This window comes from Actinomadura sp. KC06 (genome assembly GCF_004348735.1).
Taxonomy (GTDB): Bacteria; Actinomycetota; Actinomycetes; order Streptosporangiales; family Streptosporangiaceae; genus Spirillospora.
Window position 1 is genome coordinate 1 of the sequence record NZ_SMKT01000152.1, and the last position, 21,612, is coordinate 21,612.

The 21,612-nt window shown below is 70.6% G+C and carries 18 protein-coding genes; 13 read left to right on the plus strand and 5 right to left on the minus strand.

All coding sequences use genetic code 11. From position 1 onward, the window contains the following. Nucleotides 1-38: 38 nt before the first annotated feature. Nucleotides 39-2,294: a DNA helicase PcrA gene (pcrA, locus tag E1287_RS33705; protein ID WP_165969322.1), complete on the plus strand. Its 2,256-nt coding sequence runs from the start codon at nt 39-41 to the stop codon at nt 2,292-2,294. A 456-nt stretch (nt 2,295-2,750) separates the two neighbouring features. Beyond that, complete coding sequence (locus E1287_RS33710; RefSeq protein WP_131969331.1) at nt 2,751-3,983, plus strand: HNH endonuclease signature motif containing protein; 1,233 nt, start codon at nt 2,751-2,753, stop codon at nt 3,981-3,983. A 1,074-nt stretch (nt 3,984-5,057) separates the two neighbouring features. Here the strand turns inward: E1287_RS33710 and E1287_RS33720 are convergent. Next, nucleotides 5,058-5,648, minus strand: coding sequence for a TetR/AcrR family transcriptional regulator (locus E1287_RS33720; protein ID WP_243719610.1), 591 nt, complete (start codon nt 5,646-5,648; stop codon nt 5,058-5,060). A gap of 51 nt (nt 5,649-5,699) precedes the next feature. Here E1287_RS33720 and E1287_RS33725 point away from each other — a divergent pair, with 51 nt between their 5' ends. Beyond that, nucleotides 5,700-6,263 (plus strand): GNAT family protein, encoded by a 564-nt coding sequence (locus tag E1287_RS33725; RefSeq protein WP_131969333.1) that lies wholly within the window; start codon nt 5,700-5,702, stop codon nt 6,261-6,263. A gap of 371 nt (nt 6,264-6,634) precedes the next feature. Beyond that, complete coding sequence (locus E1287_RS33730; protein WP_131969334.1) at nt 6,635-7,402, plus strand: TSUP family transporter; 768 nt, start codon at nt 6,635-6,637, stop codon at nt 7,400-7,402. 6 nt (nt 7,403-7,408) lie between these two features. On the opposite strand, the gene E1287_RS33735 is transcribed toward E1287_RS33730, so the two are convergent. After that, on the minus strand, nt 7,409-9,088 hold the full coding sequence (locus tag E1287_RS33735; RefSeq protein WP_243719611.1) for a glycoside hydrolase family 15 protein: 1,680 nt from the start codon (nt 9,086-9,088) through the stop codon (nt 7,409-7,411). Nucleotides 9,089-9,410: 322 nt separating this feature from the next. Here E1287_RS33735 and sucC point away from each other — a divergent pair, with 322 nt between their 5' ends. The 3 genes from sucC (at nt 9,411) to E1287_RS33750 (ending at nt 13,508) form a co-directional block, all read left to right on the plus strand. Beyond that, a complete protein-coding gene (gene sucC / locus E1287_RS33740; protein ID WP_131969335.1) occupies nt 9,411-10,586 on the plus strand; it encodes an ADP-forming succinate--CoA ligase subunit beta in 1,176 nt (391 codons plus the stop codon). 3 nt (nt 10,587-10,589) lie between these two features. Beyond that, the gene (gene sucD / locus E1287_RS33745; RefSeq protein ID WP_131969336.1) at nt 10,590-11,477 is read left to right on the plus strand and encodes a succinate--CoA ligase subunit alpha; all 888 of its coding nucleotides are present in this window, start codon (nt 10,590-10,592) and stop codon (nt 11,475-11,477) included. Nucleotides 11,478-11,642: 165 nt separating this feature from the next. Then, the gene (locus E1287_RS33750) at nt 11,643-13,508 is read left to right on the plus strand and encodes a DUF6350 family protein (RefSeq protein ID WP_243719612.1); all 1,866 of its coding nucleotides are present in this window, start codon (nt 11,643-11,645) and stop codon (nt 13,506-13,508) included. Nucleotides 13,509-13,521: 13 nt separating this feature from the next. On the opposite strand, the gene E1287_RS33755 is transcribed toward E1287_RS33750, so the two are convergent. Continuing rightward, on the minus strand, nt 13,522-14,106 hold the full coding sequence (locus tag E1287_RS33755; RefSeq protein ID WP_131969337.1) for a hypothetical protein: 585 nt from the start codon (nt 14,104-14,106) through the stop codon (nt 13,522-13,524). A gap of 151 nt (nt 14,107-14,257) precedes the next feature. Between E1287_RS33755 and purN the strand changes: the two genes are divergently transcribed. The 3 genes from purN (at nt 14,258) to E1287_RS44165 (ending at nt 16,827) form a co-directional block, all read left to right on the plus strand. Then, a complete protein-coding gene (gene purN / locus E1287_RS33760) occupies nt 14,258-14,953 on the plus strand; it encodes a phosphoribosylglycinamide formyltransferase (protein ID WP_131969346.1) in 696 nt (231 codons plus the stop codon). Then, a complete protein-coding gene (gene purH, locus E1287_RS33765) occupies nt 14,934-16,499 on the plus strand; it encodes a bifunctional phosphoribosylaminoimidazolecarboxamide formyltransferase/IMP cyclohydrolase (protein WP_131969338.1) in 1,566 nt (521 codons plus the stop codon). The genes purN and purH overlap by 20 nt, the downstream gene beginning before the upstream one ends. A gap of 151 nt (nt 16,500-16,650) precedes the next feature. Continuing rightward, the gene (locus tag E1287_RS44165; protein ID WP_165969323.1) at nt 16,651-16,827 is read left to right on the plus strand and encodes a hypothetical protein; all 177 of its coding nucleotides are present in this window, start codon (nt 16,651-16,653) and stop codon (nt 16,825-16,827) included. A gap of 21 nt (nt 16,828-16,848) precedes the next feature. Here the strand turns inward: E1287_RS44165 and E1287_RS33770 are convergent, their stop codons facing one another. Then, on the minus strand, nt 16,849-17,442 hold the full coding sequence (locus tag E1287_RS33770; protein WP_131969339.1) for a GNAT family protein: 594 nt from the start codon (nt 17,440-17,442) through the stop codon (nt 16,849-16,851). A gap of 228 nt (nt 17,443-17,670) precedes the next feature. Between E1287_RS33770 and E1287_RS33775 the strand changes: the two genes are divergently transcribed. Beyond that, nucleotides 17,671-18,522 (plus strand): bifunctional methylenetetrahydrofolate dehydrogenase/methenyltetrahydrofolate cyclohydrolase, encoded by an 852-nt coding sequence (locus E1287_RS33775; protein ID WP_131969340.1) that lies wholly within the window; start codon nt 17,671-17,673, stop codon nt 18,520-18,522. Nucleotides 18,523-18,691: 169 nt separating this feature from the next. Here the strand turns inward: E1287_RS33775 and E1287_RS33780 are convergent, their stop codons facing one another. After that, nucleotides 18,692-19,417 carry an FHA domain-containing protein gene (locus tag E1287_RS33780; protein WP_131969341.1) on the minus strand — a complete coding sequence of 242 codons (726 nt, stop codon included), beginning with the start codon at nt 19,415-19,417 and terminating at the stop codon, nt 18,692-18,694. Nucleotides 19,418-19,690: 273 nt separating this feature from the next. On the opposite strand from E1287_RS33780, the gene E1287_RS45065 reads away from it, so the two are divergent. Both E1287_RS45065 and E1287_RS33795 read left to right on the plus strand, forming a co-directional pair. After that, nucleotides 19,691-20,215, plus strand: a complete 525-nt coding sequence (locus E1287_RS45065) for a DUF3017 domain-containing protein (protein WP_207934626.1) — start codon at nt 19,691-19,693, stop codon at nt 20,213-20,215. 93 nt (nt 20,216-20,308) lie between these two features. After that, nucleotides 20,309-21,526 (plus strand): NADP-dependent isocitrate dehydrogenase, encoded by a 1,218-nt coding sequence (locus E1287_RS33795; RefSeq protein ID WP_131969342.1) that lies wholly within the window; start codon nt 20,309-20,311, stop codon nt 21,524-21,526. Nucleotides 21,527-21,612: the final 86 nt, after the last annotated feature.

Below are 21,612 nucleotides of genomic sequence, written 5' to 3' on the forward strand. Positions count from 1 at the left end.
GCGGAAAACGTCGGTCCAGCGCCGTAGACTCGCACGTGATGTCGAAGACCGAAGCCAACCCCTTGCTCGATGGCCTCAACCCGCAGCAGCGTGAGGCCGTGCTGCACTCCGGCGGGCCGCTGCTGATCGTCGCGGGCGCCGGGTCGGGCAAGACGCGAGTTCTGACCCACCGCATCGCCCACCTGCTCGGCGAGCGGGAGGTGCACCCCGGCCAGATCCTCGCGATCACCTTCACCAACAAGGCCGCGGCCGAGATGAAGGAGCGGGTGGACGCCCTGGTCGGGCCCCGTTCGCGTGCCATGTGGGTGATGACGTTCCACTCGGCCTGCGTGCGGATCCTGCGCCGCGAGGCCAAGCGGCTCGGCTTCCCGACGAGCTTCTCGATCTACGACCAGGCAGACGCGAACCGCCTCATGGCGCTCGTCTGCCGCGAGCTCGACCTCGACCCGAAGCGGTACCCGCCGAAGGCGTTCAGCGCGCAGGTCTCCAACCTGAAGAACGAGCTGATCGACTACGAGACGTTCAAAGCGCGGGCGTCCACGCACATGGAGCAGACGCTCGGCGAGGCGTACGAGATGTACCAGGCGCGGCTCCAGCAGGCCGGCGCCATGGACTTCGACGACCTGATCATGATGACGGTCAACCTGCTGCAGGTCTTCCCCGAGGCCGCCGAGCACTACCGGCGCAGGTTCCGGCACGTCCTCGTGGACGAGTACCAGGACACGAACCACGCGCAGTACGAACTCGTCCGGGAACTGACGGCCCCGGTCGAAGGGCTCGGCGCGGCCGAACTGTGCGTCGTCGGCGACGCCGACCAGTCGATCTACGCCTTCCGTGGCGCGACCATCCGCAACATCCTGGAGTTCGAGCGCGACTACCCGGACGCCACGACGATCCTGCTGGAACAGAACTACCGCTCCACGCAGACGATCCTGTCGGCCGCCAACGCCGTCATCGAGCGCAACGCCGACCGCAAGCCGAAGAAACTCTGGTCCGACCAGGGCGAAGGCCACAAGATCACCGGCTATGTGGCCGACAACGAGCACGACGAGGCCGCATTCGTCGCCCGCGAGGTCGACCGGCTGAGCGACGAGGGCGAGGCCCGTCCCAGCGACGTCGCCGTCTTCTACCGCACCAACGCGCAGTCCCGTGTGTTCGAAGAGGTCTTCATCCGCGTCGGCCTGCCGTACAAGGTCGTCGGCGGCGTCCGGTTCTACGAGCGCAAGGAGATCCGCGACGCGCTCGCCTACCTGCGCTGCCTCGCCAACCCCGAAGACGCGGTCTCCCTGCGCCGCATCCTGAACGTCCCGAAACGCGGCATCGGCGACCGCGCCGAGGCGTGCGTCGAGGCGTACGCGTCCCGCGAGCGGATCTCGTTCTGGCAGGCGCTGCGGGTGCCCGAGGACGTGCCCGGCATGGCGACCCGCTCGATCAACGCCGTCCGCGACTTCGTGGCTCTGCTGGACGAGCTGAGCGCCGCCGCCGAGTCGCTCACTCCCGCCGACCTGGTCGCCGAGATCCTGAAGGCGAGCGGATATCTCGCCGAACTGCAGGCCTCCAAGGACCCGCAGGACGAGACCCGCGTCGAGAACCTCCACGAACTCGAAGCCGTCGCGCGCGAGTTCGAGGAGCGGCTGGACGGCGAGCCCGCCGAGGGACGCCTCCCCGAATTCCTGGAACAGGTGGCCCTGGTCGCCGACGCCGACTCCATTCCCGGCGGCGCCAAGGGCGGCCCGGTGCCGCCCGGCGAGCAGCCGCAAGAGACCGAGGGCGGCGTCGTCACGCTGATGACGCTGCACACCGCCAAAGGCCTTGAGTTCCCTGTCGTCTTCTTGACGGGCATGGAGGACGGCGTTTTCCCGCACTTGCGGGCCATGAGCAATCCGAAGGAGCTGGAAGAGGAACGCCGGCTCGCCTATGTCGGCATTACTCGCGCTCGGCAGCGGCTGTACCTTTCGCGTGCCGCGATGCGCAGCGCGTGGGGAGCGCCGCAGGTCAATCCGCCGTCGCGGTTCCTCGGGGAAGTGCCGAAGACGCTTGTGGACTGGGAACGCGAGGCGTCGTCGACGTCCGGGTCGGCCATGGCGCAGATGGCGTCGCGGCCAGGTGTTCGGTCGCCTGGCAATCGTCCTGTTCCGTCGCTGACGCCGGGTGACAAGGTCACCCATGACGCCTTCGGCCTGGGGACGGTCGTATCCGTTTATGACGGCGGCCAGAAGGCCAGCGTCGACTTCGGCGGTGAGTACGGCGTCCGGACGCTAGTCCTCCGCTACGCCACCATCGAGAAGCTTTAGCCCCCCTGTGTTCTGATTGTGTCGCTCTCAAGTGGACGCTTTGTGGCAGTTTCCTGTTCGGAGTCTGGTTTGTTCTGGGTTCGTAGTTCTTTGCTTCTAGGTTTTATTTTCTGATGTTCTAGGGTTCGGGTGGGGTGGCGCTGCGTACGGGGCCGCCCCTCCAAAGTCAAGGGCGCTTCGCGTCGCTTCGCGATGGACTTCGTCCACCCTTGACTTTGGAGCCTCTGCGGCCCCTGGCGCAGCTTTCGTCGGGCAGGCTCCGCCTGCCCCTGCCCGACGCGCCACCCCACTCGTCCAATTCCCTGAAATCGGAGACGGGGGATGAGAAGGGCATCTGGAATGCGGGTCCGGTGGAGTCTCGCTCTGATTTTGCCCTGACTCCGACTATCCAACAGGTGACAGAAAACCAACCCTATTCGGCGACGAATAGATGCCTGCCCTTGATATTCTTGGGATATGGGTTCGGTTGAGGTTGATCTCGCGAGGGCGTCCACCGCGGAATTGGTGAACGCCGCCGCCGCGATCGCCCGCGAACTCGCCGCCCGCACCGCACCCGAATCAGCGGCCGCCTGCATGGAACTGGCCGAAACTCTCGCAGCTGCCTGCGATCAGCAGGAAAGCGCACTGGCCGAACTGATCGGCCGGGTGGACGCCAGTGGCGAGATGCGCCGCTGGGGCCTGCCCTCCACCCAAGCCTGGCTCCGCTCCCACATGGGCATGCGCGATTCCCGCGCCAAAGAACGCCTCACCCTGGCCCGGCAACGCCACCGGCTGCCCCGCATCACACAGCTTCTGGCCACCGGCGACCTCACCTACGGCTACGCCACCACCGTGACCGACGCCGTCGCCCGCCTGGACGACGACGACTGCACTCAAGCCGAAACCGTCCTGCTCGACATGATCGACCAAGGCTTCTCACCTGGGAAAGTCGCCTCCTTCGGCCGCCGCATCCGCGATGTCATCGCCGAACGCGACGGCACCGACACCCCCGATAAGGACTCCCAGCGCGGGTACGACAGTTCCTGGATCACCTCTACGCGCTCTCTGGACGGCGGCCGCTATGTGAAGGGGTGGCTGAACGCCGAGGACGCCGCCGTCTGGGACGGCACCCTGGCCCCGCTCGCCAAGCCCGCCGGACCCGACGACCGCCGTGACCTGCCCGAGCGCACCGCCGCCGCCCTGACCGGCGTGCTTGCGGGCGGGCACCGCGCCACCAAGGTCACCGTCATCTGCGACCTGGATACCCTCACCAGCGGCAGCACCGCTCCCGGCCGTCTCACCGACGGCACCCCGATTCCCGCCGCCCACGTCCGCCGGATCGCGCTGAGCGCCGGTGTCTCGGCTCTCATCCTGGGACGTGGCCATGTGCCGCTGTATCTGGGCCACCGGGCCCGGTTCGCCACCCCCGGCCAACGCCAAGTCCTCGAAACCCTCTACCCCACCTGCGCGGTGCAGGGATGCGAGGTCCCCGGCACGCTGTGCGAGGTCGACCACGTCACCGGCTGGGCCCTGGGGAGCCCCACCGACATCGACAAACTCGCCCTATGCTGCGGATGGCACAACCGCTTCAAACACACCAACGCCGAACAGATCAACATCGTCCGTGATGCCACCGGACGGTTCATCTACCGCGTCCTGCCACCACCAGACGCAATCGGCCCGCCCACCGAACTCGTCCAAGCCGCCTAGCGCATCGCCCACTCTCAAGTGGAGGCTGGGCTGGCTGGTAGCGTCCGCCCGCACCTGATCGTCCCAAAGAGGCGAGTCCCATTGGTGCTGTACCAGGCCGGGCCCCCGATTGGACGGCAGTGGACGGTGGTCTCATCTGAGATAGGTATCTGTGGACCCTTTCGAGGCTTCCTGAAGGCGTACACCATGCACTTCACCTCGGTGACGCCCTCAATCGAGATCTCGGAACGTCTCTCACCCGGAACGAACTCACGGCGCGTACTGGTCACCCACCGATGCGTCCGCCCCCGCCCCGCGACGCGACATCTCGGAAAGCGGGGCTTCATGGTGGTGGCAATCGACGCACCAGGGCACGGCCACCGTCCGAGAACCGAGCAACATGAGCAGCTCGTCGCAGCCATCCGCGAGCGAAACGCGGCCGGAGAGGAGATCGGCCCTCCAGATCAGCCGCCATAACATCGCGCTGGCAGCTCAGATCGTGCTCGAACGGCAGGCCCTTGGGGCGTGTGGGCAGCGCAGTCGTCGTGCCACTCGCTGCCGCCGCCTAACCGACGATCACCGCCGCTGTGTCCGGCCTCGCCGGACACGACTCCCGGCGCCAGCCACTGGGCGAGAGAAACCATCCCAGCAGTGCCACGCAGCTAAAGCTCCGGCCCCCTTCGATGCCTTCGCCTCTCCCGAGAAGACACTGGACGCCAACCCGGGGGCAGCCAGACGGAAGTCCCAATCTTCTAGCTGCACGGCCTGCAAGGCACTTCTGCAACTGCCATTTCACGCCACACCCAATCAATCAACTGATCGGGAGGGGTGCAGATCTGCGTGGCTTGGAGACGGTGGGGTGGCGCGTCGGGCGGGGGCAGGCGGAGCCTGCCCGACGAAAGCTGCACCAGGGGCCGCAGAGGCTCCAAAGTCAAGGGTGGACGAAGTCCATCGCGAAGCGACGCGAAGCGCCCTTGACTTTGGAGGGGCGGCCCCGTACGCAGCGCCACCCCACCGCCGATTTAGAACACTAGAACCAGACCGACGAACCTCGCCCAAGGAACAAACGCTGATAGCCAGAGCCCTCGACACCGATCAACGGCCCGAAAGCGAAGTCAGAAAGGCGTCCAGGATCTCGGTCTGGCGAACCGGCGGGAACCGCTCCGGATCGAAGAGAGCCTGGACGACCATCCCATGAGTGAATGCAGCAACAGTGGCGACGACACCATCGACATCCGACGAGGCGGGCAGCTCACCCCGGTCCACGGCAACAGCCACGTGGGAACGAAGACGCGCGCGCCAATGCTGATAGCGATCCTTCTCGCGAGCGGCCAATTCGGGATCGGCCAGCGCGCCGTCCCATGAACTGACCCAGATGCGGTTCATGTCCGCCGAGCCAGGGGTGAGGGGGAGGACGTCCAGAAGCGCCGTACGCAAGGCGGCCAGCCCCTCGTCCTGGACCTCACGAACACGTCGGCTCGCGGTGCGTTCGTCCGCGACGTCGAGGGCGTAGGTGACGAGGGCCTTCTTGTTCGGGAAGTAGTGGGTGAGCAGGCCCGTCGAAGCGCCCATCTCCGCCGCGACGGCGCGCAGCGTCAGGCCGCCGAAGCCGCGGTCGGCGAGGACACGCCATACGGCCTCGGAGACGTCGCGGCGGCGGGCGTCGTGGTCACCTCGAGCCGGCACTCCCGTATCGTACATAACAAACGTTCGGTACGTACCCCTCGGGAGGCCCTCATGTTCGCTCGCACGCTCGCCGACAACGCGGAGCTCCGTCCACTCGAGCCGTGGCAGGCCGTCGAGTTCGCCGAGCACGCTGAAAGGGTCCGCGGCGACATCGACCGCTACATCCCGTGGGCTCGCCAGGTCGTGGACGAGGCGACCGCCCGCGAATTCCTCCAGGCGTATGCGCTCAAACAGGCCAAGGACCAGGGCCGCATTTACGGAATCTGGCTGGACGGCGTCCTCCAGGGCGGCACGGTGTTCCGCACGTTCGACGCCGCGATGGGCGTCTGCGAGGCCGGAGTGTGGCTCGCCGTGGAGGCTAGGGGACGCGGCCTGATCACCACCGCCGTCCGACACATGATCGATTGGGCGTTCGCGACGCGTGGGATGCACCGGGTCGAGTGGCTGTGCGACCCGCGGAACACCGCCAGCGCGGCCGTGGCAGAACGGCTGGGGATGACGTGCGAGGGCGTCCTGCGCCAGGGCTTCGTCCTGGACGGCGACCGACGCGACGTCCAGGTCTGGTCGATCCTCGCCGACGACCACCGCTCGAACAACCGACAGCCAACCGAGTAACCGCAGACAAACGGCCAGCAACCAGTCAGCCGATCGCCGGGGATAGATAAGCGACGTCCAGCCATGAGTTCCCAATGCCGACCGGCCGGTCGAAACACCGGTGGGTTGTGGTCGGACGGACGAGCGGTAGTGGCAGGGCCGAGAGAGCGGGGCGCTTTGGTGGTCGCGAGGGCGGTGAGCGGCGGTCGGTCGGGTGATCGCGGGTCCGAAGGTTGCGGCTGGTCGGCCGATCGCCGGGGCGGAAGCACAACTGGTCAGGGCAGGGTGATCTCGGCGGTCGCCAGGTCGGAGGAGTGGCGGCTGAAGTGAGGGGTGGGGCGTGAGGTAAGTTGTTATTTTGTTTTTACTCCTTACGTCCCGGGAGACCCCCTTTGCAGGTTGAGCATGTGCTCCTGCTGTTGGTCGCTGCTGTTGCGGCTGGGTGGGTTGATGCGGTGGTGGGGGGTGGCGGGTTGATTCAGTTGCCTGCGTTGCTGCTGGTCAACCCCGGTCAGCCGGTGGCTACCGCGCTGGCTACCAACAAGCTTGGTTCGATCATGGGGGTCTCGTCGGCCGCGGTCGTCTATGCGCGCAAGGCCAAGCCAGACCGGCCCGTCGCGTTGGCTGCCGCGGGGATCGCGGTGTGCTGCGCGGCGGGCGGTGCGCTCTGCGCTGCCGCGATCTCTTCGGACGTCCTCAAGCCGGTCATCATGGTCGTTCTCCTGGTCGTCGCCGCGGTCGTCGTGTTGAAGCCGGACCTTGGACGGGTGCCCGAGCCGGTGCTGCGGACGCGGCGGCGGGTCGCGGCGGCGGTCCTGGTCCCGGGCGTTGCGATCGCCTTCTATGACGGGCTCGTCGGGCCCGGTACGGGGACGTTCCTGGTGGTCGCCTTCACCGTGCTGCTCGGCATGGACTTCGTCAACGCGTCCGCGACCGCGAAGATCATCAACGCTGGCACCAACCTGGGAGCGCTGGCCGTCTTCGCGGTTCAGGGGCATGTGCTGTGGACGATCGGCATCGCCATGGGCGTCTGCAACATCGTGGGCGCCCAGATCGGCACCCGCATGGCCATCAACCGCGGGGCAGGATTCGTCCGCGCCGTGCTGCTGTGCGTCGTGACGGCGCTGGTCGTCAAGCTCGGCTTTGAGCAGGTCGGATGACCCGGGTCATCCGCTGGGCGGGATGGGTAGGGGCCTCTCCAGCGCCGAGAGGGTGAGCAGGACCAGGGACGCCGTCCAGCCGAGCGGGGCCGGGCCCGCCTGCTTTCCGGTCGGGCCGACCTTCTCCGGCAGGACGCCCAGGGTCGTGCGGTGCGCGGCGAGCCAGTCGAGGCGGCCGATCGCCTCGGTGGTCCGGCCGGAGGTGGCGGCGTTGAGGCCGAACAGGGCCGTCTCGGGCGTCCAGGCGACGTCGGGGGTGCCGGACCAGCGCTCGCCGGGCAGGACGCCGCCGTTCGGCAGCGCCTGCTTGCGCTGCGCGTCGGTGATCGCGGCGGTCACGCCCTCGTCGGTCTGCGCGAACGGCGGGGCCAGGAAGGTCACCGACGTGTCCATGAGGCCGCCGCGGATGGGCGAGCGCGGGTAGCCGTAGGGCGCGAACTGCCGGGCCACCGCGTCCGACACGCGCTGCGCCGCGCGCCGCCAGTCGGCCGCCTTGCCGTTCTCGCCGCGGGCGCGGGCGAGGTCCGCCGCGGACCGCAGGCCCGCCAGCACCGGCGCGACGACGCCGAGGGTGGGTCGCCGGGGGTCCTCCTCACGGCGGTGGTCGCGTTCCCAGTAGTCGGACGAGGCGGGAGGCAGGCCCTCGGCGTCCAGCGACCAGGCGAGGTGGTCCGCGGCGCGCCGCACCATGGGCCACAGGTCGGGCAGGTCGTCGGGCGACTGCGCCTGGACGCGGTAGAACCAGGTCGCCCACAGCACCCAGCCGACCGAGTCGAGCTGCGGCGCCCGGCCGTCGGTGACCGCCGTCCCGTCGGGGTTGTAGCGGGCGGCCCACATGCCGTTGTCGTGCTGGGCGCGGGCGAGGAAGCGCAGGATGCGGCGGGCCTCGGACGGGTGCCCGGTCGCGGTGAACGCGGCGACGGCGAACGCTGAGTCGCGGGGCCAGCAGTACCGCCACTTCGTGTACCAGGACGCGAGGGACGCGCCGTTCGGGCGGGTGAGGAGCCGCAGGTCGAGGAGGGCGCGGGCGGCCATGTCGCGGTAGTCCCCGTGCTGCCCGATCGCCGGGCCCGTCGCGGCGGCCGGGGCCGCCCCGCCCGTCGGGACGGTGCCCTGCGCCAGCCACGAGCTGTCGGACCGGATCGCCCGTCCGACCCGCGGGTCGGACGCCTCCACGGTGATGGGCGCCTCGCCGCCGGACGGGATGAGCCGGACCCGCCCGTCCGCCAGCCGGACGACCGAGCTGTTCGGCAGGTAGGACGCCCCGGCGGCCTCGTCCGGCGCCAGCGGGACGCCGGCGAACGGCCACCCGCCCCCGCCGATCAGCCCGGGGCTCGCCCAGCCGGGCCCGGTGGGCTCGGGCACGTTGGCGCCGCCGGTCGCGATGATCGCGGCCACGATGAGCAGCGCGGTCACGCGGCGGAACGTCCGAGCCGAACCGCGTTTCGACGGCCGCCTGCGGGGCGCCGCCGACCGCCTGCGCGACGGCGCCGGATCCACCGGCACCGGGCCCACCGGCGCAGGGCTCAAGGGCTCCGGGTCCAGGGGCTCCAGGTCCAGGACGGTCTCGGCTGAGACGATTCCGCTCGGGACGGCCTCATCGGGCGGGCGGACGGCGTCGGCCGGGAGCGGGCCGATCAGGACGGACGCCGCGGCGGTCGTGTCCCGTTCCTCCGCCATCGCCATGCGTCCGCCCCCTTTGCCGCACCAGCCGCCGGCCGCCAGGCCCGCCCACCGCGGGCCGCCAGCCGTTCACCGAAGCGAAATAAGTACATCAAACTACGTCAATTGGTTCATCCTCCTCACGTGCCACTCGTGCCCACCCCCTAGGGCGGACATACCCCCGTTTAAGTAACACTCGCTGGTATAGGGACCCGGCGGCCTCACCACGGAGGCGGGTTGACTAGGCTGCATCGACGGAGCGGACCGCAGAGTGCCGGCCGCACGGACACCCGTGTAACCCCCACTCGTGTGGTCGATCGACTGTCGATCCGTTAAAGGACGCCCTGTGGACCTGTTCGAACATCAGGCGAAGGATCTCTTCGCCGAGTACGGGGTACCGGTGCCCACCGGCAAGGTCGCCCATACACCCCAGGAAGCCCGGGCCATCGCGGCGGAGCTGTTCGCCGCGGGAAGCTCGAAGGTCGTGGTCAAGGCCCAGGTGAAGACCGGGGGCCGCGGCAAGGCCGGCGGCGTGAAGCTGGCCGACACGGCGGACGAGGCGCAAGAGCTCGCCGGCCGGATCCTCGGCATGGACATCAAGGGCCACACGGTCCACAAGGTCCTGATCGAGGAGGGAAGCGCGATCGCGCAGGAGTACTACTTCTCCTTCCTGCTCGACCGCGCCAACCGCACCTTCCTGTCCATCTGCTCGGTCGAGGGCGGCGTGGAGATCGAGGAGGTGCCGCACGACCGGCTGGCGCTGGTCCCGATCTCGCCGCTGCACGGCGTCGACCGGGCCAAGGCCCGCGAGATCGCCGAGAAGGGCCGCCTCCCGCAGGAGGCCCTGGACGGCGCCGCCGAGCTCATCGAGCGCCTCTGGGCCGTGTTCACCGACGAGGACGCCTCGCTCGTCGAGGTGAACCCGCTGATCCTCACCGCCGACGGCCGGGTGGTCGCCCTCGACGGCAAGGTCACGCTGGACGACAACGCGGCCTTCCGCCAGGAGCACGAGAAGCTCGAGGACAAGGGCGCGGCCGACCCGCTGGAGGCGGCGGCCAAGGCCAAGGACCTCAACTACGTGAAGCTGGACGGCAGCGTCGGCATCATCGGCAACGGAGCGGGCCTGGTGATGTCCACGCTGGACGTGGTCGCCTACGCGGGCGAGGAGTTCGGCGGCCAGAAGCCCGCGAACTTCCTCGACATCGGCGGCGGCGCGTCCGCGGAGGTCATGGCGAACGGGCTGGAGATCGTCCTGTCGGACGACGCCGTGAAGTCGGTGTTCGTGAACGTGTTCGGCGGCATCACGGCCTGCGACGCCGTCGCCACCGGCATCGTGTCGGCGTACAAGCTGCTGGCCGACCGCGGCGAGACCGTGAACCGGCCGCTCGTCGTCCGGCTGGACGGCAACAACGCCGACCTCGGACGGACGATCCTCACCGACGCGGCGCTCCCCGGCGTCCAGCAGGTCGACACCATGGACGACGCGGCCAGGCGCGCCGCCGAACTCGCGGCAGGTGCATGAGCGATGGCCATCTGGCTCACCGAGAACAGCAAGATCATCATTCAGGGGATCACGGGCTCCGAGGGCACCAAGCACGGCCGCCGGATGCTCGCGTCCGGCGCGCAGGTCGTCGGCGGCGTGAACGCCCGCAAGGCCGGGCAGACCGTCGATTTCGACGGCACGACCCTCCCCGTCTTCGGGACGGTCAAGGAGGCGATGGCCCAGACGGGCGCGGACGTCTCCGTCGTGTTCGTCCCGCCGAAGTTCACCAAGGACGCGGTCGTCGAGGCCGTGGACGCCGGGATCGGCCTCTGCGTCGTGATCACCGAGGGCATTCCCGTCCACGACACCGCCTACTTCTGGGCGTACGCCGAGGAGAAGGGCAACAAGACGCGGATCATCGGGCCGAACTGCCCGGGCATCGCGTCCCCCGGAAAGTCGAACGCGGGCATCATCCCGGCCGACATCACCACGCCCGGCCGGATCGGGCTCGTGTCCAAGTCGGGCACGCTGACGTACCAGATGATGTACGAGCTGCGCGACGTCGGCTTCTCCACCTGTGTCGGCATCGGCGGCGACCCCGTCATCGGGACCACCCACATCGATGCGCTCAAGGCGTTCCAGGACGACCCGGACACCGACGCGATCGTCATGATCGGCGAGATCGGGGGCGACGCCGAGGAGCGCGCCGCCGCCTACATCGAGCAGCACGTGACCAAGCCGGTCGTCGGCTACGTCGCCGGGTTCACCGCGCCCGAGGGCAAGACGATGGGCCACGCCGGCGCCATCGTGTCCGGCTCCGCCGGCACCGCGCAGGCTAAGAAGGACGCGCTGGAGAAGGTCGGCGTCCGCGTCGGCAAGACGCCGAGCGAGGCCGCCGTCCTCATGCGGGACATCATGAAGAACCTCTGACGGTCTTCCGCCACGCCCGAAAGACGCCCGAGCCGCCCGCGGCCGGGCGTCTTTCGCGTCGGCGTGTTCTGGGCCGACCGGCGCCCGGCGGGATGCGGGACGACAAAGGCGACACGCCGGGCGAGGGGCCGTCCGGGAGGCGGACGTGGTGTCAGCATGGTCCGCGTGAGCGATGCGAGCCCTGGACAGCGCGCGGCCCCCGGCACGGCGGGACCGGGACGGACCGCACCGCGTCCACCGCGAGACGCGCACGCCCAACCCAAGCCCCAGCCCGAAGCCCAGCCCGAACTCCAGCCGCAGCCGGTGGTGGCCAGGCCGCTGTACGTGACGGGGCTCATCACGGCGCTGTGGTGCATCGGGATCGGGCTGACCATGCTCACCACCGTCACGCTGATCGGATGGATCGCGGCGCCCAAGACGGCGTTCGGCGACGGCATGACCGGCGTCTTCCGGACGGCCGTGAACTTCTGGCTCGTCTCCCATCACGCGGGCTTCTCCTACGGGCAGGGACGGGTCGGCCTGCTGCCGCTCGGCGTGCTCGTCCTGCCCGGGGCGCTGCTGTACCGGGGCGGCGGGTGGATGATCCGGGCGGCCGGGCTGCCGGACCGCCCCCGGACGGCGGTGGTGCGCGTCGCGGTCGCGCTGGCCGCGCCCTACGCCGGGCTGGCCGTGCTGCTCGCGCTGGCGGTGTCGTCCCCGGAGGTCCGCCCGTCGGCGTGGCAGGCGCTCCTCGGGTGCTTCCTCGTCGCGATCATCGCGGGCGGGCTCGGCGCCGCGCGGGCCGTCGTCGCGGCGCAGGTGGCGGCGGAGGCGAAGGGGCGGCGCGTCAGGTCCGGGCTCGGTGCCCTGCTGCGGCTGCTGCCGGACCGGCCGCGCTCGCTCGTGATCGGCGTGGCGGGCTCGCTGTCCGTGCTGCTCGCCTCGGGGGCGCTGCTGGTGGGCGCGTCGCTCGCCGTGCACATGTCGGACGCCGACCACCTGTACGACCTGCTGGCCCCCGGCGTGGTCGGCGGCGTCCTGCTGCTCCTGGTCGAGCTGGCGTTCCTGCCGAACGCGGTGATCTGGGGGATGGCGTACGCGGTCGGCCCCGGCTTCTCGGTCGGCGCCGGGACGAGCGTGTCCCCGACCGGCGTGTTCATCGATCTCGTCCCGGCGTTCCCGCCGCTCGCTGCGCTGCCCCAGCCGGGCCCGGCCCCGGCGGTGTCGCTGATCGCGCTCGCCGCGCCGTTCCTCGCGGGCGCGGTCGGCGGCGTCCTGACGATCCGGTCGATGCCCACCCGGGTGTCGGAGGGAGCGCCGCTGTGGGGGTTCCTGTCCGGCGCGCTGACGGGCGCGATGGCGGCGCTGCTGAGCGCGCTGTCCGGCGGGCCGCTCGGCGACGGGCGGATGGCGACCGTGGGGCCGTCCGCGTGGCAGGTCGGGCTGCTGGCGGCCCTTGAGGTCGGCATCTCGGCGGCGATCGCGGCGTGGGTGGCGAACTGGATGGTGCTGCGCCGTCCCGCCCGCGCGACGTCCAGGACGAGGGCGTCGAAGTCCAGGTCGAAGCCCGAGAAGGCCGAGAAGAAGGCCGAGAGGAAGCCCGCGAAGGAGCCAGGGCGGAAGCGTGCGCGCGAGGTCGCGACGCCGATGCCGCTCTCCGCGCCCATTCCCGGCGACTACGAGACGAGGATTCCCGAGCCGCGGGCCAAGGCCGCCCCGGCGAGGCCGCCTTACGCGCCGGATCCGCTGCAGTTCGAGGAGGCGGAGCCCGTCCTCGCACCGCGCCGCCGCGCCCGCCGGACGGTGGATCCGCTGCCCGAACTGATCGAAGAACGTCCAGAACCGGAGCCCGAACCGCAGCCGGAACCAGAACCGGAACCCGCACAGGGCCCTGCGCGGGACGGGACGGTCGTCGTCGAAGGCCACATCATCGACGAGCCGGGACCCGAGCCGTCCGCCCCCATGCCGCCCCCGCCCGAGGACCCCGAGCGCATCGAGAACCGGGGCGGGGCCATCTACGTCCTGCGTGAGGAGTCCGACCAGGGCGACTGAGGCGCCCTGCGCCCTAGAGCAGGTCGCCGTACTTGTCCATGCTTCCGGCGGGCAGGCCGAGCTTGTCCTCGATCTTGGGGTAGTACTCGGCCCGGCAGGACTGCTTGTCGGCGGTGGTGTTGGACCCGCTGAGGCAGCTCTGGTAGCCGCTCAGCTCCGTCCACAGGAACGCCGTGACCGCCACCGACAGCATCGAGAACGCCAGCCCGATCGAGCCGAGGACGATGCCCGGGACGGCGCCCGGCGCGGCCCCGCGGGCGCGGCGCGCGCTCCGGCGGGCCCGGATGCCCACGACGAGCGCGGCGACGCCGAGGACGAGGCCGAGCGGGTAGAAGAAGAACGCGGTCAGCAGCGCGATGGCGCCGAGCCACAGGGCCCGCCAGCCGGTCCGCTGCGCCTGCCCCGGCCCCGCCGGCCCCGCCGGCGGCATCGGCTCCGTCTGCGGCGCCTGCTCCGTCTGCAAATGGTCGGCCTGCGGCGGCTGGTCGGCCTGGGGCGGGCGGTCTGTGGGCGGTGTCGGTCCCGCGGGCGGCTCTCCCGCCGGCCGCCCGCCGGGGCGGTCTTCGGGCTGGGCCGGAGGGCCCGGCTGCTCGCTCACGTCCTGTTCCTCCTGGGCGGTGATATGGATCCCCCGTGATCCCTGATCCGTGTTCTGGGAGCGTCGAGCGGGCCCGATAGGCTTCATGACGGCCCGGCCGGCGAACCTTCGCCGATCCCCGTCGTCCACCAGCATCGTCCACCAGGGAGTCATGGTGTCCGCCCGGCTCGTCGTCCTCGTCTCCGGCGCGGGGACCAACCTACAAGCGCTGCTCGACGCGTGCGCGGATCCAGCCTACGGGGCGAAAGTGGTGGCCGTGGGCGCGGACCGTCCCGATATCGGCGGAACCGCCCGCGCCGAACGCTCCGGTGTGCCCGCTTTTACCGTATGCGTCCCTGATTTTCCGTCTCGGGACGACTGGGACGCGGCGCTGACCGACGCGGTGGCGCGGTACGAGCCCGACCTCGTGGTGTCCGCCGGGTTCATGAAGATCCTCGGGCCGCGCTTCCTGGCGCGGTTCGGCGGCCGGACGGTCAACACCCATCCCGCGCTGCTGCCGTCCTTCCCCGGCGCCCACGCCGTACGGGACGCCCTGGCGTACGGGGTGAAGGTGACGGGCTGTACGGTTCACTTCGTCGACGAAGGAGTGGACACCGGGCCCGTCATCGCCCAGGACACCGTCCCCGTGCGCTGGCACGACGACGAGGACTCCCTGCACGAGCGGATCAAGCGGGTGGAGCGCCGGCTCCTGGTCGACGTCGTCGGACGGCTCGCCCGCGACGGCTGGACGGCGCACGGCAGGCGGGTCTCGTTGAAGTGCAGGACCTGCGGCGACGCAGGCGATCCAGGTGACAGGGGTTCGTCCGATCAAGAGGGGAGCTCGGCCGGTGAGTCGGGTGGCGATTAAGCGCGCGCTGATCAGCGTGTACGACAAGTCCGGGCTGGAGGAGCTGGCCCGGGGCCTGCACGAGGCGGGCGTGGAGATCGTCTCGACCGGGTCCACGGCGGGACGGATCGCGTCCGCGGGCGTCCCGGTGATGAAGGTCGAGAAGCTCACCGGGTTCCCCGAGTGCCTGGACGGACGCGTCAAGACCCTGCACCCGACGGTGCACGCGGGCCTGCTCGCCGACCGGCGCAAGGCGGACCACCTGCAGCAGCTCGAAGACCTGTCCGTCGAGCCGTTCGACCTGCTCGTGGCGAACCTGTACCCGTTCGCCGAGACGGTCGCCTCGGGCGCGTCGCCGGACGAGTGCGTCGAGCAGATCGACATCGGCGGCCCGACGATGGTGCGCGCCGCCGCGAAGAACCACGCGAGCGTCTCCGTCGTCGTCGACCCGTCCGCGTACGGGACCGTCCTGGAGGCGGTCCGGGCGGGCGGGTTCACGCTCGAGGAGCGGCGCCGTCTCGCCGCGCAGGCGTTCGCGCACACCGCGTCCTACGACGTGGCCGTCGCGTCGTGGTTCGCGAGCGCCTACGCGCCCGACGAGACCGCCGCCGAGACGCGGTGGCCCGACTTCCTCGGCGCCACCTGGGAGCGGTCGAACACCCTCCGGTACGGCGAGAACCCGCACCAGCGCGCCGCGCTGTACCGCACGCCCGGCGAGTCCGGGCTGGCGGGGGCCGAGCAGCTGTACGGCAAGGAGATGTCCTACAACAACTACGTGGACACCGACGCCGCCCGCCGCGCCGCCCACGACTTCACCGACCCCTGCGTGGCGATCATCAAGCACGCGAACCCGTGCGGCATCGCGGTCGGCGCCGACATCGCGGAGGCGCACCGGAAGGCGCACGCCTGCGACCCCGTGTCGGCGTACGGCGGCGTGATCGCGGCGAACCGTCCGGTCACCGCCGACATGGCGCGGCAGGTCACCGAGAGCTTCGCCGAGGTGCTGGTCGCGCCGTCCTTCGAGGACGAGGCCGTTGCGGTCCTCACCGGCCGGTTCAAGAACATCCGGCTGCTGGTGTGCCCGGACGCCCCGTCCGGCGGCACCGAGTACCGGCGCATCGACGGCGGCGTCCTCCTGCAAGGCGTCGACCAGGTGGACGCACCAGGCGACGACCCGTCCTCCTGGGAGCTCAAGACCGGCCCGGCCGTAGACGAGGCCACGCTCGCCGACCTGGCGTTCGCGTGGCGGGCGATCCGCTCGGTCAAGTCGAACGCGATCCTGCTCGCCGCCGACGGCGCGACCGTCGGCGTCGGGATGGGCCAGGTCAACCGGGTCGACTCCGCCAAGCTCGCCGTCGCGCGGGCGGGAGCCGAGCGGGCCGCGTCCGCGGTCGGCGCGTCCGACGCGTTCTTCCCGTTCCCGGACGGCCTCGAAGTCCTGACCGCCGCGGGCGTCCGCGCGATCGTCGAGCCCGGCGGTTCCGTCAAGGACGACCTGGTGATCGCCGCCGCCGAAAAGGCCGGCATCAGCCTGTACTTCACCGGCGTAAGGCACTTCTTCCACTGACGCCCGGCGAACCCGGTGTGGCCGAAGACACCGCCACACCGGGTTTACCTCGGGATTTTCCACTTTTCACGGCGGGTAGCCTCGGCGTGGCCGCGCCCCATGACCTTCCCCGACCCACCCCCCGGCGCGGGCGAATCCGTGTGGAGGCGCGATGGATGTGCTGATGTCCCTCATGCTGGTCGTGGTGTACCGGGCGGACATGCTGCTGATGGAGTCGCGGCAGGTGATCGGCCTGCTCGCGGCCTTCCTCGCCGCGATGCTCGCCGCCCAGCTCGGCTGGCACGGCACCGACCGCATCCTCGCCTGGCGCCAGCGCTCCGAAGACTGACCGGACCGGAGGCCCGGCGGTTCAGCGGAGCCTGGCGCGGAGCGCCTCCGCCGCCGCGGGCCAGTCGTCGTCCGTCATCGCGTAGGTGGCGGTGTCGCGGATCGACCCGTCGTCCCGGATCCGGTGCTTGCGGTGGACGCCCTCGAACGACGCGCCGAGCCGCTCGATCGCCGCGCGCGACCGCTCGTTCCGGACGTGGGTGTGCCAGCCGACCCGGATCGCGCCGAGATCGTCGAACGCGCGTCCCATCAGCAGCAGCTTCGCCTCGGTGTTGAGGCCCGACCGCTGCCACCGCGACCCGAGCCACGTGTACCCGATGCACAGCCCGCGATGGGACGGAATGATCTCGTAGTACGACGTCGTCCCGGCGACCTCCCCGGTCGCGACGTCGATCTGCGCCCACGGCAGCCGGAATCCCCGCTCGTGCAGCGCGAGGGCCTTGCCGACCATGGTGCGCATCTCCTCGACGGTCGCGGGCTGCCGCTCGCTCATCCACGTCCAGACCGCCGGGTCTTTGGACGCCGCGAACAGGCCCACGGCGTGCTCCGCCGTCAGGGGCTCCAGCCGCACGTACCGCCCGGTCAGGACGGGCCGCTCGAACCATGCGTCACTCATGAAAATCACGCTAGGAGCAGGCCGGCGGCGTCCGGCAGGGCCACTTTCCGCCGATTTCCGCGAACCACTCCGCCGCCGCCGCGCGCCATTCCGCCGTCCACCCGCCGGATAGCATGGGCTTTCACGCGACTGGCGCGGTCAAGGTGGATCACCACCGGGGAGCGAACGACAGTCCGGACACCGCGCGCCTGGGTGGACGGGACCATCCCATTCCCCGCGGAGGAACGCATGACGGCACAGATTCTGGACGGCAAGGCCACGGCCGCCGAGATCCGCTCGAACCTCAAGGTCCGCGTCGAGGCGCTGCGCGACCGCGGCGTGTCCGTCGGCCTCGGCACCGTCCTCGTCGGCGACGACCCCGGCAGCCGTTCCTACGTCAACATGAAGCACCGCGACTGCGCCGAGGTCGGCATCGAGAGCATCCGCCGCGACCTGCCCGCCACCGCCACCCAGGACGACGTCGAACGCGCCGTCACCGAACTGAACGCCGACCCGTCCTGCACCGGCTACATCGTCCAGCTCCCGCTCCCGACGGGCCTGGACGAGCAGCGCGTCCTGGAGCGCATCGACCCGTCCAAGGACGCCGACGGCCTGCACCCCACGAACCTCGGACGGCTCGTCCTCATGCAGCCGGGCCCCCTGCCGTGCACGCCGAAGGGCATCATCGAGCTGCTCCGCCGCTTCGACGTCCCGATCAAGGGCGCCGACGTCACGGTCGTCGGCCGCGGCATCACCGTCGGACGCTCGCTCGGCCTCCTCCTCACCCGCCGCACGGAGAACGCGACCGTCACCCTCTGCCACACCGCGACCCGCGACCTGGCCGCGCACACCCGCCGCGCCGACATCGTCGTGGCCGCCGCAGGCGTCCCCGATCTCATCACCGCCGACATGGTCAAGCCGGGCGCGGCCGTCCTGGACGTCGGCGTCTCCCGCGTGGACGGCAAGCTCGCCGGGGACGTCGCCGCCGACGTCCGCGAGGTCGCCGGCTGGGTGGCGCCCAACCCGGGCGGCGTAGGCCCGATGACCCGAGCCATGCTCCTGGCCAACGTCGTAGAAGCCGCCGAACACCACCCCGCCTGAAACGCACCCGCCTGACACGTGAGAGGGCCGCCATCAGCACCCTGGTGGCGGCCCTCGTCTTACGCTCCCGCCGGACGGAGCCGCGCCGTCACTTGCGCGGCCCCGGACCAGCCGGTTTCAGCGATCGCCCTCGAAACTCGCGCTGCCGGAGGGCGATCGCGCCTTCAGCTCAGCTGGCCCTCCGTCCCGCCGCGCTGGGTGCCCGGCCCGGCCCGGTGACGTGCGCGTGGGCCGCGCCCGCCCGCCGGGTCTCGGCCGTGCCCCGGACCCCGGGGACCCGCCCGTCCATCGGGGGGCGGCCCTGCGGGACGTGCACCGGCGGCAGCGGCCGGACGAGGCCCATCGCGATGACCTCGTTGGCGAGCCGCGTGCGCCGGTTGGCGCCCTCGGGGATGCGGAACTTCTGGTAGAGGCGCAGCAGGTGCTGCTTGACGGCCGCCTCCGTCACCACCAGCTCTCCGGCGATGTCGCGGGCCGTGGCGGGGGCCACGAACGCCTCGTCGGACAGGGCGGGACGGCAGAGCGAGGTCAGCACGTCGACCTCGCGGCGGGTGAGCTCGGGTGCGACGGCCCGGCGCAGCTCGACGTCCGGGTCGACCTCCTCACGGGGGATGCCCCCCATCCGGCAGCGCGCCGTGCCGAAGCTCACGACGTCGCCGTCCTCCAGGACACGGCGGGCGATCGGCCGGCCGTTGACGCGTGTCCCGTTGCGGGACAGGCCCATGTCCACCACGTAGACGTACGGACCGCGTCGGACGATCTCTGCGTGCAAACGGGACACACTCGGGTCGTCGAGGCGGATGTCGACTCCTCTCCCTCTCCCGACCGTCGTAACGTCGGGGCGCAGCGGCATCACCAGCCCGCTGTCCTCGATCCGCATGAACGGCCCCTCCACGGCAGTCCTCCCAGCTAGTTAGCGACCCCTGTCTGCCGGGTTACCCGGGCGCGTCACCGTCACACCCTCCTACTGGCGAGTAGGACCGATGGCGCAGGGGATTCGGGCCTCTCCGGCATCACCCGCGCCCCACTCGTCCCATCCCCGGCCGCCGGACCGCACCGCACCGGACCTGCGGGTGCGCGGACGATCGGGGCGCGGATCGGGCGCGGACGATCGCGGGCGCGGACGACGATGTCGTGCCGCGATCCGATTCCCTATACCGTGAAGCCCATGAGCACCGAGGTGCGTAGGCGCAGGCGCAGGGCGCCGAGCCGCCGCGGGGCCGCGCCGCACTGGCTCGCGCAGCTCCCGTACCTGATCGTGCTCAGCGGCGTCGGCGCGGGGCTCACGTTGTGCGCCTTCAACTACTTCCGCAAGGGGTCCGGGCTGATGGCGGCCGCGCTGCTGCTCGGGGCGCTGGCGCGGCTCCTGCTGCCGGAGTCCCAGCTCGGGCCGCTCGCCGTCCGCAGCAGGTCCATCGACTGCTGGACGCTCGTGATCCTCGGCGAGATGGTCGCGTTCGTCTCGCTGAGCGTCCCGCCGATGAACAAGCCGGGCCTGGCCCTCGCGGGCGCCTTCGGCGTGCTGATCCTGCTCGCGATGGTGGCGCGCGGGATGCGGCTCCTCATCGCCGGCCGCCGGGACGGCCCGCCGCCCTCGCCCGGCGCCCCGGGACCGCCCGGCGCGTCCGGCCCGCCGGGGCCGCCCGGAGCGCCGCCTGGGCCGCCGGGACCGCCCGGCCCAGGCCAGGTCTAGACCTCAAGTCGGCCTCGGCTAGCCTTGCCAGTTGAGCCTTACAAGGTCTGAGTCTTTAGAGCTGGCCAGGTGTAGGAAAGGGACAGCAACAGCATGCCCAAGATCAAAGTAGCGGGCCCGGTCGTCGAACTCGACGGCGACGAAATGACGCGGATCATCTGGAAATTCATCAAGGACCAGCTGATCCTGCCCTACCTCGACGTCGACCTGAAGTACTACGACCTGGGGATCGAGCACCGTGACGCCACGGACGACCAGGTCACCGTCGACGCCGCCAACGCCATCCGGGAACACGGCGTCGGCGTGAAGTGCGCGACCATCACCCCCGACGAGGCCCGCGTCGAGGAGTTCGGCCTGAAGAAGATGTGGCGCTCCCCGAACGGGACGATCCGCAACATCCTGGGCGGCGTGGTGTTCCGCGAGCCGATCATCTGCTCCAACATCCCCCGGCTCGTCCCCGGCTGGACGAAGCCCATCATCATCGGCCGCCACGCCCACGGCGACCAGTACCGCGCCACCGACTTCGTCGTCCCCGGCCCCGGCAAGGTGACCATCACCTACACCCCCCAGGACGGCAGCGAGCCGATGGAGTTCGAGGTCGCCGAATTCCCCGGCGGCGGCATCGCCATGGGCATGTACAACTTCGACGACTCGATCCGCGACTTCGCGCGGGCGACGATGCGGTACGCGCTCGAGCGCGAGATGCCGCTGTACATGTCCACGAAGAACACGATCCTGAAGGCCTACGACGGCCGGTTCAAGGACATCTTCCAGGAGATCTACGAGTCGGAGTTCAAGTCCGGTTTCGAGGCCAAGGGCCTCACCTACGAGCACCGGCTCATCGACGACATGGTCGCGGCTGCGCTGAAGTGGGAGGGCGGGTTCGTCTGGGCCGCCAAGAACTACGACGGCGACGTCCAGTCCGACACCCTCGCGCAGGGGTTCGGCTCCCTCGGGCTGATGACGTCCGTCCTGATGACCCCGGACGGCAAGACCGTCGAGGCGGAGGCCGCGCACGGCACGGTGACCCGGCACTTCCGCCAGCACCAGCAGGGCAAGCCGACGTCGACCAACCCGATCGCGTCCATCTTCGCCTGGACCCGCGGCCTCGAGCACCGCGGCAAGCTCGACGACCAGCCCGAGGTCATCGACTTCGCCCAGAAGCTCGAGCAGGTCTGTGTCGAGACCGTCGAGTCCGGCCAGATGACCAAGGACCTGGCGCTCCTCGTCGGCGATTCGACGCCGTTCTTGACGACGCAGGGTTTCCTGGAGGCGCTGGACACCAATCTCCAGAAGAAGATCAACGGCTGACCGCGCTGGGCTTCGGAGGCCGCCCCGGGATCGTCCGGGGCGGCCTTTCGCATGTTCCGGGCAGGGGGCATGCCGGGTGGTGCACC

Excerpts from the sequence above, each read along its gene's own strand:
- E1287_RS33725 (WP_131969333.1), top strand. The coding sequence starts at position 5,700 with ATGTTCGCTCGCACGCTCGCCGACAACGCGGAGCTCCGTCCACTCGAG.
- E1287_RS33770 (WP_131969339.1), bottom strand. The coding sequence starts at position 17,442 with ATGAGTGACGCATGGTTCGAGCGGCCCGTCCTGACCGGGCGGTACGTG.
- purN (WP_131969346.1), top strand. The coding sequence starts at position 14,258 with ATGGTGTCCGCCCGGCTCGTCGTCCTCGTCTCCGGCGCGGGGACCAAC.
- sucD (WP_131969336.1), top strand. The coding sequence starts at position 10,590 with ATGGCCATCTGGCTCACCGAGAACAGCAAGATCATCATTCAGGGGATC.
- E1287_RS33795 (WP_131969342.1), top strand. The coding sequence starts at position 20,309 with ATGCCCAAGATCAAAGTAGCGGGCCCGGTCGTCGAACTCGACGGCGAC.
- E1287_RS44165 (WP_165969323.1), top strand. The coding sequence starts at position 16,651 with ATGGATGTGCTGATGTCCCTCATGCTGGTCGTGGTGTACCGGGCGGAC.
- E1287_RS45065 (WP_207934626.1), top strand. The coding sequence starts at position 19,691 with ATGAGCACCGAGGTGCGTAGGCGCAGGCGCAGGGCGCCGAGCCGCCGC.
- E1287_RS33735 (WP_243719611.1), bottom strand. The coding sequence starts at position 9,088 with ATGGCGATGGCGGAGGAACGGGACACGACCGCCGCGGCGTCCGTCCTG.
- E1287_RS33710 (WP_131969331.1), top strand. The coding sequence starts at position 2,751 with ATGGGTTCGGTTGAGGTTGATCTCGCGAGGGCGTCCACCGCGGAATTG.
- pcrA (WP_165969322.1), top strand. The coding sequence starts at position 39 with ATGTCGAAGACCGAAGCCAACCCCTTGCTCGATGGCCTCAACCCGCAG.
- E1287_RS33775 (WP_131969340.1), top strand. The coding sequence starts at position 17,671 with ATGACGGCACAGATTCTGGACGGCAAGGCCACGGCCGCCGAGATCCGC.